10 protein-coding genes and 1 pseudogene are annotated in these 13,888 nt (G+C 59.7%); 8 read left to right on the top strand and 3 right to left on the bottom strand.

Going from position 1 to position 13,888, the window contains the following annotated elements; all coding sequences use genetic code 11:
• Positions 1-116: 116 nt before the first annotated feature.
• The 7 genes and pseudogenes from WLY71_RS00225 to WLY71_RS00195 form a co-directional block, all read left to right on the top strand.
• The gene (locus WLY71_RS00225; RefSeq protein ID WP_008033249.1) at positions 117-647 is read left to right on the top strand and encodes a DUF5943 domain-containing protein; all 531 of its coding nucleotides are present in this window, start codon (positions 117-119) and stop codon (positions 645-647) included.
• A gap of 15 nt (positions 648-662) precedes the next feature.
• The gene (gene dgcA / locus WLY71_RS00220) at positions 663-2,723 is read left to right on the top strand and encodes a dimethylglycine demethylation protein DgcA (RefSeq protein ID WP_347802039.1); all 2,061 of its coding nucleotides are present in this window, start codon (positions 663-665) and stop codon (positions 2,721-2,723) included.
• A 141-nt stretch (positions 2,724-2,864) separates the two neighbouring features.
• Entirely contained in the window at positions 2,865-4,814 is a 1,950-nt protein-coding gene (gene dgcB / locus WLY71_RS00215; protein ID WP_347802038.1) for a dimethylglycine demethylation protein DgcB, read from the top strand.
• Positions 4,814-6,034, top strand: coding sequence for an electron transfer flavoprotein subunit alpha (gene etfA / locus WLY71_RS00210; RefSeq protein WP_347802037.1), 1,221 nt, complete (start codon positions 4,814-4,816; stop codon positions 6,032-6,034). The genes dgcB and etfA overlap by 1 nt, the downstream gene beginning before the upstream one ends.
• A gap of 15 nt (positions 6,035-6,049) precedes the next feature.
• Positions 6,050-6,820, top strand: a complete 771-nt coding sequence (gene etfB / locus WLY71_RS00205; protein WP_123368597.1) for an electron transfer flavoprotein subunit beta — start codon at positions 6,050-6,052, stop codon at positions 6,818-6,820.
• A gap of 157 nt (positions 6,821-6,977) precedes the next feature.
• A complete protein-coding gene (locus WLY71_RS00200; RefSeq protein WP_347802036.1) occupies positions 6,978-7,544 on the top strand; it encodes a GNAT family N-acetyltransferase in 567 nt (188 codons plus the stop codon).
• A 68-nt stretch (positions 7,545-7,612) separates the two neighbouring features.
• Positions 7,613-8,209 (top strand): annotated as a pseudogene (locus tag WLY71_RS00195) (retropepsin-like aspartic protease); the annotation flags it as partial.
• A 702-nt stretch (positions 8,210-8,911) separates the two neighbouring features.
• Here WLY71_RS00195 and gbcA read toward each other — a convergent pair.
• Positions 8,912-10,207: a glycine-betaine demethylase subunit GbcA gene (gbcA, locus tag WLY71_RS00190; protein WP_347802035.1), complete on the bottom strand. Its 1,296-nt coding sequence runs from the start codon at positions 10,205-10,207 to the stop codon at positions 8,912-8,914.
• A gap of 282 nt (positions 10,208-10,489) precedes the next feature.
• Between gbcA and gbcB the strand changes: the two genes are divergently transcribed.
• Positions 10,490-11,590 carry a glycine-betaine demethylase subunit GbcB gene (gene gbcB / locus WLY71_RS00185; protein ID WP_347802034.1) on the top strand — a complete coding sequence of 367 codons (1,101 nt, stop codon included), beginning with the start codon at positions 10,490-10,492 and terminating at the stop codon, positions 11,588-11,590.
• Between the two features lie 127 nt (positions 11,591-11,717).
• Here the strand turns inward: gbcB and WLY71_RS00180 are convergent, their stop codons facing one another.
• Positions 11,718-12,542, bottom strand: a complete 825-nt coding sequence (locus WLY71_RS00180) for an SDR family oxidoreductase (RefSeq protein ID WP_347802033.1) — start codon at positions 12,540-12,542, stop codon at positions 11,718-11,720.
• Positions 12,543-12,805: 263 nt separating this feature from the next.
• Positions 12,806-13,846, bottom strand: a complete 1,041-nt coding sequence (locus WLY71_RS00175; protein WP_347802032.1) for a threonine aldolase family protein — start codon at positions 13,844-13,846, stop codon at positions 12,806-12,808.
• Positions 13,847-13,888: the final 42 nt, after the last annotated feature.

The raw sequence follows: 13,888 nt of genomic DNA, 5'->3' as shown, positions 1-13,888 counted from the left end.
CTGCGTCGGGCTGCGAAGCGGCCCCCGAGGGCGGTCCTACGGACACGCAACGCAGCCTCGTACCTCGGCAGCTGCTACGCAAAACACACAACGAATTTTTCTGGAGTTAAGTTTCCATGGCCAAGATCGCCCCGCAATTGCCAATCGAAGTCGACAGCGAAACCGGTGTCTGGACCTCCGACGCCCTGCCAATGCTGTACGTACCGCGTCACTTCTTTGTCAACAACCACATGGGCATCGAGGAAGTGCTGGGCGCCGACGCCTACGCCGAAATCCTCTACAAGGCCGGCTACAAATCCGCCTGGCACTGGTGTGAGAAAGAAGCTGAATGCCACGGCCTGGAAGGCGTTGCGGTGTTCGAGCACTACATGAAGCGTCTGTCGCAGCGCGGCTGGGGCCTGTTCAAGATCCAGGACATCGACCTCGACAAAGGCACTGCCAGCGTCAAGCTTGAACACTCGGCGTTCGTCTACGTGTACGGCAAGGTCGGTCGCAAGGTCGACTACATGTTCACTGGCTGGTTTGCCGGTGCCATGGACCAGATTCTGCAAGCCCGCGGCAGCAAGATCCGCACCGTTGCCGAACAGGTTTACGGTGGCTCCGAAGAAGGCCACGACGACGGCCTGTTCACCGTCAAGCCGTTGTAAGTCGAGGAACCCGCCATGGCTTTCGAAGCAATGTTCCAGCCGATCCAGATCGGCAAACTGACCATCCGCAACCGCGTGCTCAGCACCGCGCACGCCGAGGTCTATGCCACCGACGGCGGCATGACCACCGACCGGTACGTCAAGTATTACGAAGAGAAAGCCAAGGGTGGGATCGGCCTGGCGATTTGCGGCGGTTCCTCCAGTGTGGCCATCGACAGCCCGCAAGGCTGGTGGAAGTCGGTCAACCTGGCCGACGACCGGATCATTCCGCACTTCCAGAACCTGGCCGATGCCATGCACAAGCATGGCGCCAAGATCATGATCCAGATTACCCACATGGGCCGTCGTTCCCGTTGGGACGGCGAGCATTGGCCAACCCTGCTGTCGCCGTCGGGCATCCGTGAACCGGTGCACCGTGCGACCTGCAAAACCATCGAGCCTGAAGAAATCTGGCGGGTAATCGGCAACTACGCCACTGCGGCTGGCCGCGCCAAGGCCGGTGGCCTGGACGGCGTCGAATTGTCCGCCGTGCACCAACACATGATCGACCAGTTCTGGAGTCCGCGGGTCAACAAACGCACCGACGAGTGGGGCGGCAGTTTCGAGAACCGCATGCGTTTCGGCCTGGAAGTGATCAAGGCTGTGCGGGCTGAAGTCGGCCCGGATTTCTGCGTCGGCATTCGTCTGTGCGGTGACGAATTCCACCCGGACGGCTTGTCCCACGAGGACATGAAGCAGATCGCCAAGTACTACGATGACACCGGCATGATCGACTTCATCGGCGTGGTGGGTTCGGGTTGCGACACCCATAACACCCTGGCCAACGTTATCCCGAACATGAGTTATCCACCGGAGCCGTTCCTGCACCTGGCTGCCGGTATCAAAGAAGTGGTCAAGGCCCCTGTTTTGCACGCGCAGAACATCAAGGACCCGAACCAGGCGACCCGTATTCTGGAAGGCGGCTACGTGGATATGGTCGGTATGACCCGCGCTCACATCGCCGACCCGCACCTGATCGCCAAGATCAAAATGGGCCAGGTCGACCAGATCAGGCAATGCGTCGGCGCCAACTACTGCATCGACCGTCAATATCAGGGTCTGGACGTGTTGTGCATCCAGAACGCTGCGACCTCCCGTGAATACATGGGCGTGCCGCACATCATCGAGAAGTCGACCGGTGTGAAGCGCAAGGTAGTCGTCGTCGGTGCCGGTCCTGCCGGGATGGAAGCCGCGCGAGTGTCGGCCGAACGTGGCCACGACGTGACCCTGTTCGAGAAGAAAGAATTCATCGGTGGCCAGATCACCACCGCCTCGAAAGCCCCGCAACGGGACCAGATTGCCGGTATTACGCGCTGGTTCCAGCTTGAGCTGGCGCGTTTGAAAGTCGACCTGCGCCTCGGCGTGGCGGCCGATGCGGCAACCATTCTCGACCTGCGTCCGGACGTGGTGGTACTCGCCGTCGGCGGCCATCCATTCCTGGAGCAGAACGAGCACTGGGGCGCGGCTGAAGGCCTGGTGGTCAGCAGCTGGGACATCCTCGATGGCAAGGTTGCACCGGGCAAGAACGTGCTGGTCTACGACACCATTTGCGAATTCACCGGGATGTCGACGGCCGACTTCCTCGCCGACAAGGGCAGCCAGGTCGAGATCGTCACCGACGACATCAAACCGGGCGTGGCGATTGGCGGCACCTCGTTCCCGACGTACTACCGCAGCATGTACCCCAAAGAAGTGATCATGACCGGGGACATGATGCTGGAGAAGGTCTACCGCGAAGGCGACAAGCTGGTGGCGGTGCTGGAAAACGAATACACCGGCGCCAAAGAGGAGCGGGTGGTGGACCAGGTGGTCGTCGAAAACGGTGTGCGTCCGGACGAAGAAATCTACTACGCCCTGAAGGAAGCGTCGCGCAACAAGGGCCAGATGGACATCGACGCCTTGTTCGCGATCAAACCGCAGCCATCGTTGAGCCAATCGGGTGACGGCTACTTGCTGTTCCGCATCGGCGACTGCGTGGCGCAGCGCAACACCCACGCGGCGATCTACGACGCGCTGCGGTTGTGCAAGGATTTCTAAGCCAGCCTAACCCCCTGTAGGAGCTGCCGCAGGCTGCGATCTTTTGACGTTGTTTTTTAAGATCCAGATCAAAAGATCGCAGCCTGCGGCAGCTCCTACGCCGACCGCGTTTCTCCAAGATGTACTGGTGGGAGCTTCACCATGTTGAACACCCTTCTTCCAATCCTGTTGTTCGCTGCCCTGGGCCTTGCGGTTCTGGGCGCGTTACGGCGGGTGGCTATGTGGCGCCGGGGCCGAGCCTCCAAGGTCGACCTGATCGGCGGCCTGTTCGCCATGCCCAAGCGCTACATGGTCGACTTGCACCACGTGGTAGCGCGGGACAAATACATCGCCAACACCCACGTCGCGACTGCGGGTGGGGCGGTGGCGTCCATCGTGCTGGCGATTTTGGTGCACGGCTTTGGCCTGCATAACCGCATCCTCGGCTATGCACTGCTGCTGATGTCGGCGGTGATGTTCGTTGGCGCGATTTTCATGTACTTGCGCCGTCGCAATCCCCCGGCGCGCTTGTCCAAAGGCCCGTGGATGCGTCTGCCGAAAAGCCTGTTGGCGTTCTCGGCGAGCTTCTTCCTGTTGACCCTGCCGGTCGCCGGCATCCTCCCGGAAAACTTCGGCGGTTGGGTGGTGGCTGCGATCCTCGGCGTCGGTGTGCTGTGGGGCGTTAGCGAACTGTTCTTCGGCATGACCTGGGGCGGGCCGATGAAGCACGCCTTCGCCGGTGCCTTGCATTTGGCCTGGCACCGTCGCGCCGAACGCTTTGGTGGCGGCCGTTCCACCGGTTTGAAACCGCTGGACCTGAACGATCCAAACGCGCCACTGGGCGTGGAAAAACCCAAGGATTTCACCTGGAACCAACTGCTCGGCTTCGACGCCTGCGTGCAGTGCGGTAAGTGCGAAGCTGCGTGCCCGGCATTCGCCGCCGGCCAGCCGCTGAACCCGAAAAAACTGATTCAGGACATGGTCGTCGGCCTTGCCGGTGGCACTGATGCCAAATTCGCCGGCAGCCCGTATCCAGGCAAGGCAATCGGTGAACACGCCGGTAATCCGCATCAACCGATCGTCAACGGTCTGGTAGACGCTGAAACCTTGTGGTCCTGCACCACCTGCCGCGCCTGCGTCGAGGAGTGCCCGATGATGATCGAGCACGTCGACGCCATCGTCGACATGCGCCGCCATCTGACCCTGGAAAAAGGCGCGACCCCGAACAAGGGCGCAGAAGTCCTGGAAAACCTGATTGCCACCGACAACCCAGGCGGCTTCGCCCCGGGCGGGCGGATGAACTGGGCGGCGGATTTGAACCTCAATCTGATGAGCGAGAAGAAGTCGGTCGACGTGCTGTTCTGGGTCGGCGACGGTGCCTTCGACATGCGCAACCAGCGCACCTTGCGCGCCTTCGTCAAAGTACTGAAAGCGGCCAAGGTCGACTTCGCGGTATTGGGTCTCGAAGAGCGCGACAGCGGTGACGTGGCCCGACGTCTGGGCGACGAAGCCACCTTCCAGTTGTTGGCCAAACGCAACATCCAGACCCTGGCCAAATACAGCTTCAACCGCATCGTTACCTGCGACCCGCACAGCTTCCACGTGCTGAAAAACGAGTACGGCGCCTTCGACGGCAACTACCTCGTGCAGCACCACAGCACCTACATGGCGGAAATCATCGGCGCTGGCGCCCTGAACCTCGGCCAGCACAAAGGCAGCAGCGTGACGTATCACGATCCGTGCTACCTCGGCCGCTACAACGGCGAATACGAGGCGCCGCGTGAAGTGCTGCGCGCCCTGGGTATCGAGATCAAGGAAATGCAACGCTCCGGTTTCCGCTCGCGCTGCTGCGGCGGTGGCGGCGGTGCGCCGATCACCGACATCCCGGGCAAGCAACGGATCCCCGACATGCGCATGGAGGACATCCGCGAAACCGGCGCCGAACTGGTGGCCGTGGGTTGTCCACAGTGCACCGCGATGCTCGAAGGCGTAGTCGAACCCCGGCCGCTGATCAAGGACATCGCCGAACTGGTGGCGGACGCATTGCTCGAAGACGCTGCCCCGAGCAAGCCGACCAAACCGGCCCAACGTGAACCTGCGGAGGCCCACTGATGAGCGACATAATCCGCCGCGACCCACGCGCCGAATGGATCGCCCGCAACCGTCTGCACCCGCTGCACGCGGCCATGCAACCGGCGCAACACAGCTGGATGGGGCCTAACGGCGTCATCCGCAAGAATCCCCATGGCATCGGTTTTATCGGTCCCAACGGCATCAAACGAATCGACCGCAGCGGCGCTCAACAGGGCGGGGCGAGCAAACGCTCGGCCGCGGTTGAAGTCCAGTTGCCACTGCATCAAGTGCCTGCACCTGCGTTTTACATCAGCGTGGTGCCGGACATGGTCGGCGGCCGCTTGAGCAGCCACGACCGCGACTTGCTGGGTCTGGCTCACCAGTTGGCCGGCAAGGACGGCGCGGTGTTGGCCGTAGTCTTCGGCGAACACAAAGAAAACGCTTTCGCCACCGCTGGCGTCGATCGCTTGCTGGTGCTGGAAGGCGACGAATTCAGCGGTTATGCACCGGAACAACGGGTCCAGGGCCTGCGGGCTGTGGATAACCAGTTCAGCCCGCGTCACTGGCTGCTGCCGGATAGCCGCAGCGGCGGTGGTGAATTGGGTCGACGCTTTGCCGCCGCACTGGGCGAACGCCCGGCCACGCGGGTCTGGCAGGTCAAGGATCAGGAGTGCATCGGCCGCGCGGGTGCTGGCTTGCAAGACCTTGCACGTCCGGTTGCACGCTTGATTCTGGCCGCCGTCGAATGCGCCGAGCCGGTCAGCGAAACCCGTCACGAAGCGTTGCCGGTGGAGTTATCCACAGCCGTCGCACGAAGCTTGTCGCGCATCGAGGATTTGGGCGCGGTGGCGGTGGACCCGGCGGCGATTCCGATGGCCGAAGCCGAGTTCATCTTCTCCGGCGGCAACGGGGTCAAGGACTGGGGACTTTTCCACAGGACCGCCGAAGCGCTGGGCGCTACCGAAGGCGCGTCCCGTGTGGCAGTGGACGATGGCTTCATGGCGCGCGACCGGCAGGTCGGCGCGTCCGGCACCTGGGTCACCGCACGGGTTTACGTGGCGGTGGGGATTTCCGGGGCGATCCAGCACCTGCAAGGCATCGGTGCCTGCGACAAAGTGGTGGCGATCAACCTCGATCCTGGCTGCGACATGATCAAACGGGCCGACCTGTCGGTGATCGGCGAGAGTGCCGAGATTCTTCAAGCCTTGATCGACGCGGTAGAGGCCTACCGCAATGAAGCCAAGCGCGATGCGGCTTAAGGAAAGGAAAGGGTTATGAGCACGAAAATCATCAGCCTGGTGTCCATCGGCGCCCACCCGACCTCCGGCCGGCCACGTCGCGCTGAGCAGGATGCGCGGGCGGTGGAACTGGGTCTGCAACTGGCTGGGGATAACCTGCAAGTGCTGCATGCCGGCGACGTTGCGGAACCGGCGCTGCGCGCTTATCTGGGCATGGGCCTGGAACAGCTACACGTGCTTGAACAACCTTCAGGCGCCGATGCACTGCCGGCATTGACCGCGTATTTGCGTGACGCCGGGGCTCAGGTCGTGCTGACCGGCAGCCAGGCGGAAACCGGCGAAGGCTCGGGCATGTTGCCGTTCCTGCTGGCGGAAAGTCTGGGCTGGCCGCTGGTAGTCGGGCTGGCTCAAGTTGAATCCATCGATGGTAATTCAGCACTGGTGCTGCAAGCTTTGCCGCGCGGTCAGCGCCGTCGCCTGAAAGTGCGACTGCCGTTTCTCGCGACTGTGGATAACGCCGCGCCGAAGCCTCGGCAGAGTGCCTACGGCCCGGCCCGACGCGGGGTGTTGCAGGCGGATGAAGTCGAAGTGATCGACGATGAACTGCTGGCGGTCGCCACGCTGCAACCGGCCAAGCCACGGCCTAAACGCTTGAAGGTGATCAAGGCCAAGAGCGGTGCGGACCGAATGAAAGCCGCAACGGCCAAGGCCAGTGGCGGGGGCGGGCAGGTGCTAAAAGGGTTGAGTGCCGAGGCGGGCGCCGAGGCGATTCTCAAGTTATTGATCGAAGAAGGCGTGGTCCGCTAGCGCAAATCCGCTCTTTGTAGGAGCTGCCGCAGGCTGCGATCTTTTGATCCTAAAGCTCCAGATCAAAAGATCGCAGCCTGCGGCAGCTCCTACAGAGGGCAGGGCCGTTTTCGTCGGATCGCCGCCCGGAGCAAGCCCGCTCCCACAAGGAAAAATCATGACCGTTGAGTTTCGTTCGGCCCTGCGTGCGGATGCGCGGGAGATTGCTCGTTTGTTTCAGATTTCATCAGAAGGTGCTGCGGATTACATCTGGAGCCAACTGGCGCAACCCGGTCAGGATTTACTGGACGTGGGCGCCAGTCGGTATGCCCGTGAAGACGTGGATTTTTCCTGGCAGAACTGCCTCATTGCCGAGGCACGGGGAAACGTCATTGGCATGATGCACAGCTACGTGATGCGTCACGATCCGCTGGCGGCTCCCGTGACCGATCCGGTCCTGGCGCCGTACGCCAGGATGGAAATCCCCGATACCCTCTATATTTCCAGCCTGGCGCTGCATGAAGGCTGGCGAAACCAAGGCCTTGGCAAGCAATTCCTCGCCTACGCTTACGACCGTGCCAACCAGCTGGGGCTCAATGGCTTGAGCCTGATCGACTATGCCGTGAACACCGGTGCCCGTCGGTTTTATGAGCGACATGGGTTTCGTATCGTTGATACCTGCCAGATCACTCCCCATCCGATGATTCGGGTCACGGGTGAGGCCTATCTGATGTATCGGCCCTAGTGAGCTACATTTCTCTATGAGCTGCTCAGGGTTGCCACAGCGCTAGTTCACAAGACTCGTTTTCAAGAATGGGGCTGAAACAGCAATGCGACAAGGTGTTGGATGCTGAAGACAACCTGAATTGTTCAGTGTCCGTTTTCGCCCGAATATTCGAGGCCAAAACCGCAAACCAGATTCCCGAATACTATCTGGCGATCAAGCAGCGTCATGCTCAGGCAATCGCGAATGACCCTGAGCTCAACGCAATGTTTTCCATGTTCGGCAGCGAATCCCTCGCAACCCTGCGGGCGCTCGGCGATTTTTCGGTGACAAGGGCGAAGCGGCACGAGGTACTTGTCATCCATCCTTATGCCAGTGACGGTCACGTGACTGACGAGGTGCTGCCCTACCTCGATATCAAAGCGGCCAATGGTTTCAAGTCGCGCTTCATTCTGGACACCGGCGCACCGCGAACCCGGGTCAACCACGAAACCGCGAAGCTGATGGGAATCAGGTTATTAACCGACTCTCACTATGGCGACAGTACGTTCTATGGTGAACGGGACCTGTCTGCCAAACTCGGAATTTTTGAGTCTTTAAAGATAGGCTCAAGCGAGTTCAGAAACGTCCTGGTGTTTGTCAGCGACCGGGACTTTGAGTTGAATCTGGATATCGACTCAGGTCTATCGTGTTTCAACAGGACCTGATCGTGGTTACCCACAATCCCTGTTAGCGCTTCTGTGGATAACATGTTCGCCCTTCGCTACACCCCATACAAATCAAGCCCTGCAACCCTTCGTACAAAAAACAACCAGCCTAACTCGCGGTTTTTTCAAGCTTTTTTCAGAGGATAACTTTTTACGCGAGCCAATACTTGCCCCCAATCTCTGTTAGCGCATCTGTGGATAAGATGTTCGCTGTCCTCTACAGGCCATATAAAACGGGCTTATCAGGCGACTGATCAAAAAACGACCAAATCATCGTTTTAAGCTGATAAACCTCGCGCAAACCCCGATTTATTGCGGCTTCCAACGGTTTTCCACAGATATGCTCAAGTTGCCCCCAAAGTCTGTTGGCGCTTCTGTGGATAAGGTGTTCGCCATCCTCTGCAAGCCACGTATAACGTGCCTTACAAGCTTTTGATCAAAAAACAACCAGTCGTTGCTCAAAACCCTGCTTCTGGATAAGTCACGGATTTTCTTCAGTTTCTGTGGAGAAATTTTGCGCGGTAAACCGAGTTGTCCCCATTTGCTGTGGGCGAAGGTGTGGATAACTTGTTCGCGAACCTCTACAGCCCCATGCCAGTGGCAGCTCTAAAGCGATTGATCAAAATTCGAACAATAAAAAACCGCGAAACATGTTCGCGGTTTTTTGTCTCAGCGAATCGGTCAGCCCTGAACCGGAACCCCTTTGAGGTAAGGCGCGGGTTCCGCGCCCAGGTTGTTCAGCAAACGCTCGCTGTACCAGTCCACGAAGTTCACCACGCCAAACTCATAGGTCTTGGAGTAAGGGCCTGGCTGGTAAGCCGTGGAGTTGATGCCGCGCTGGTTCTCTTCGGCCAGGCGACGGTCCTGGTCGTTGGTCGCATCCCAGACCTTTCGCATGCGTTCCACGTCGTAATCCACGCCTTCGACTGCATCCTTGTGCACGATCCACTTGGTGGTGACCATGGTTTCCTGGGCGCTGATCGGCCACACGGTGAACACGATGATGTGGTCGCCCATGCAGTGGTTCCAGGAGTGCGGCAAGTGCAGAATGCGCATCGAGCCCAGGTCTGGGTTTTTGATCCGGCCCATGAGTTTGGCGCAGCCCTGTTTGCCGTCCAGGGTCATCGACACGGTGCCTTTGAGCAGCGGCATGCGCACGATGCGGTTACGCAGGCCGAAGCTGGCGTGGGCGTACGGAATCTTCTCGGCTTCCCAGGCAGCGGCGGAGGCAGCGACGTGATCCTTGAAGGCCTGGTCGGCACGCGGGTCGGTGACGTCGTCCCATTCCAGCAGGGTTTTCAGCAGTTCCGGGTGCGACGCATTGCAGTGGTAGCACTCGCGGTTGTTTTCCAGCACCAGTTTCCAGTTGGCTTTTTCGAACAAGGTGGTCTGGATCGCCACCTTGGTGTTCTCCATGTCGTACGGTTCCATGTAATGGTTCAGCGTCGACAGGAAGTCATCAATGGCTGGCGGATTTTCCGACAGGCTGATGAAGATGTAGCCGCCAGCGGTCTTCACGTTCACCGGTTTGAGGCCGTACTGCTTCATGTCGAAGTCGGCGCCCATTTCGGTACCGGCGAACAGCAGGCGGCCGTCCAGTTCGTACGTCCACTGGTGGTAGTGGCAGACCAGTTTGGCGACCTTGCCTTTTTCGCTGGTGCACAGCCGTGAACCACGGTGGCGGCAAACGTTGTGGAACGCGTGAATCACGCCTTCGGCGCCGCGAATCACGATGATCGGGTTCTTGCCGACTTGCAGGGTCAGGTAGTTGCCCTTGGTCGGGATTTCGCAGGCCATGCCGGCGATCAACCACTCTTTCTGGAAGATTTCCTGCATGTCGATATCAAACAGCCGCTCGTCAGAGTAAAACGGCTGCGGCAGCGAGAAAGTGCGCTCGCGCTCTTGCAGCATCTGCGCGGTGGCCTTGCGTGCGGGTTCCAGCGGATCGCCCAGGCTGATTTTTGCGGTGACGTCCATCGATTTGATCCTCAAGGCCATTCTGTGTGGCCGGCGAAAGTGGCTGATACGGTTACATCGCAAGGCGTAAAGAAACTGTAGTTGTGTGGAGCGAGTGTGGGGCCGGCGCACGCCAGAACCTTATCCATGGGCGACATGGCCCAATCTGTTCCCGACGCGCAACCCCCGGTAGATGCGGGCTGGTCGCGATAAGTATGTGAATGTCGCAGATAGGTAAATGGGTGGTTCGCTCGTTACGCAGAATCGCCAACATAAGGCCGACCATCGGCGGTGGAGAACAGCATGTCCAACAGCTTCCTGAATCCGGTAACCACCCAGACCTGGGCCAATGGTCGACACATCGTCCGTTGCGTCAAAGTCATCCAGGAAACCTGGGATGTGCGCACCTTCTGCTTTATGGCTGACCAGCCGATTTTGTTCTTCTTTAAACCGGGGCAGTTTGTCACCCTGGAGCTGGAGATCGAAGGCGTGCCGATCATGCGCTCCTACACCATTTCCAGCTCGCCATCGGTGCCGTACAGCTTTTCGGTGACGATCAAGCGCGTACCGGGCGGCAAGGTTTCGAACTGGCTGCACGACACCCTGCATGAAGGCCAGGAGCTGGCCGTGCACGGGCCGGTCGGGTTGTTCAACGCCATGGACTTCACCGCGCCGAAGGTGCTGTACCTCAGCGGCGGCGTGGGCATCACGCCGGTCATGTCGATGGCGCGCTGGTTCTACGACACCAACGGCAACGTCGATATGGTGTTTATCCACAGCGCCCGTTCGCCGAAAGACATCATTTACCACCGCGAACTGGAACATATGGCGTCGCGGATCGATAACTTCAGCCTGCACCTGATCTGCGAGAAACATGGTCTGGGCGAGCCGTGGGCCGGTTATCGCGGTTACCTGAACCACAAGATGCTCGAATTGATGGCGCCGGACTTCCTTGAACGGGAAGTTTTCTGCTGTGGCCCTACGCCGTATATGAATGCGGTCAAGCGCATGCTGGAAGCGGTCGGCTTCGACATGTCGCGTTATCACGAGGAATCCTTCGGCGCGACGCCACCGGAAGCCCGTGCTGATGCGGTGGAGCAAGCCGAAATCGCCGCAGACGCACCGGACATCGATGTGGCGGACCTGCACCAGGTGGAATTCACCGCGTCCGGGAAAAGCATTCGTGTGGCGCCGGGGGAAACCGTTCACGCCGCCGCTGCCAAGCTGGGTCTGTTGATTCCGAAGGCCTGCGGGATGGGGATTTGCGGGACGTGTAAGGTGATGAAGCTGGGTGGCGAGGTCGAAATGGAACACAACGGCGGGATTACCGAAGAAGACGAGGCGGAAGGGTTCATTCTTTCGTGCTGCAGCGTGCCGAAGGGCGACGTGCGCATCGAGTTCTAATGGTTGCGGAATAACCCTGTAGGAGCTGTCGAGTGAAACGAGGCTGCGATCTTTTGATTTCAACGATCAAGATCAAAAGATCGCAGCCTCGTTTCACTCGACAGCTCCTACATGGGTTGTGGATATCTCAATCGATAAAAAGGTCCGGCATCAGCTTGTCACTGGTGTCGGGGGCGAACCGATAGTGTTCGAACTCGGCTATGCCGTTCTCCCGAAGTATTTCCTCATCAATCAGCAACCGCCCAGTAATGCTGCGACCGCTGCTGCTCAGAATCACATGGGCGGCATCGGCCATGATCGCGGGCGTACGCGCATGCTTGAACGACTCGCGTGACCCCAGCTGAAACTCGATCGCTGCGGTCGCAATCATCGTCTGCGGCCACAACGAATTGACGCTGATGCCATAGGCCGAAAACTCCTCGCTCATGCCCAATGTCAGCATGCTCATGCCGTATTTGGTCACCGTGTAAGGGCTGTATTGGGCAAACCATTTGCTCGCCAGATTCAGTGGCGGGGAAAGGCTGAGGATATGTCCTCCGCTTTTCTTCAGATAGGGCAGGGCGGCCTGGCTGCACAGGAGCACGGCGCGTGTGTTGATCTGATGCATCAGGTCGAAGCGCTTGAGTTCGATGTGTTGAACCCCGGTCAGCTTGATCGCGCCGGCATTGTTGATCAGCGCATCAATTCCGCCAAAATGCTCGTTGGCCTTGGCCAGAGCCTCGCGCACCGCGACTTCATCACGCACATCCACCTGCAAGGCCAACGCCTTGCCGCCCGCGGCTTCGACTTCCTTGGCCACGCTGAAAATCGTGCCCGGCAACTTGGGGTGCGGCTCGGCGCTTTTCGCGGCAATCACAATGTTGGCCCCATCCCGCGCAGCCCGCAGCGCGATCTCACGACCAATCCCGCGGCTCGCGCCGGTAATGAACAGGGTTTTGCCTTTCAATGACATGCGTGCGCTCCTGATTGTTGTTGTCTGAGCGGAGGCTCGACAAACAATGTAGACCAAGAGTCCGGTGCAATCAGGGAGGGAGGAGCGATAGCTTTTTCATGTAGCAGCTGGCGCAGCCTGCGTTCGGCTGCGTAGCAGTCGTGAGATCAGGCCGCGCGGTGTTTCATACACACCGCGTTTTGTGGATTTACGACTGCTGCGCAGCCGAACGCAGGCTTCGCCAGCTGCTACAGAGCGTGCGTCGCGGCAGACTGCCGCGGGTGTTAGCGGGACATGACTTCGCGAATATCCGTCGCCAATTCCCGCACGCGTTCTTCTTCGGTGTCCCACGAGCACATGAAGCGTGCGCCGCCGTTGCCGATGAAGGTGTAGAAGCGCCAGCCCTTGGCCGTCAATGCGGCGATGGCCGGTTCCGAGAGTTGCAGGAACACGCCGTTGGCTTGCACCGGGAACATCAGTTCCACGCCTGGAATATCGCTCACCAGTTCCGCCAGCAGTTGCGCGCAGTGGTTGGCGTGGCGGGCGTATTTAAGCCAGGCGTCGTTTTCCAGAATCCCGACCCACGGCGCCGACAGGAAACGCATCTTTGACGCAAGCTGCCCGGCCTGTTTGCAGCGGTAGTCGAAGTCTTCAGCCAGCTTGTGGTTGAAGAACAGAATCGCTTCCCCCACCGCCATGCCGTTTTTCGTGCCGCCGAAGCACAACACGTCGACACCGGCCTTCCAGGTCAGGTCGGCCGGCGAGCAGCCAAGGAAAGCGCAGGCGTTGGAGAAGCGCGCGCCGTCCATGTGCAGGTTCAGGCCCAGTTCTTTGCACGTGGCGCTGATGGCGCGGATTTCTTCCGGGGTGTAGACGCTGCCGACTTCGGTGGCCTGGGTCAGGGTGACTACGCGCGGTTTCGGGTAGTGGATGTCCTGGCGCTTGAGCGCAATTTCGCGGATCGATTCCGGGGTCAGCTTGCCGTTTTCGGTGCGGGCGACGAGAAGCTTGGAACCGTTGGAAAAGAATTCAGGTGCGCCGCATTCGTCGGTTTCGACGTGGGCGGTTTCCGAGCAGATCACGCTGTGGTAACTCTGGCACAGCGACGACAGGGCCAGGGAGTTGGCCGCGGTGCCGTTGAAGGCGAAGAATACTTCGCAGTCGGTTTCGAACAGTTTGCGGAAATCGTCGGACGCGCGAGCGGTCCATTCGTCGTCGCCATAGGCGCGTTGGTGGCCGTGGTTGGCCTGTTCCATGGCAGCCCAGGCTTCAGGGCAGATACCGGAATAGTTGTCGCTGGCGAATTGTTGGCTCTTATCGGTCATGGCCGGCTTCCGTGGTCGAGACTCTTATGGTGAAGGGCGTCG

It is taken from the genome of Pseudomonas rossensis (genome assembly GCF_039888995.1).
In the GTDB taxonomy this organism is placed as follows: Bacteria; Pseudomonadota; Gammaproteobacteria; order Pseudomonadales; family Pseudomonadaceae; genus Aquipseudomonas; species Aquipseudomonas rossensis.
The sequence above is the reverse complement of the archived record's forward strand: the minus strand, read 5'-3'. Positions and strand labels throughout refer to the sequence as shown.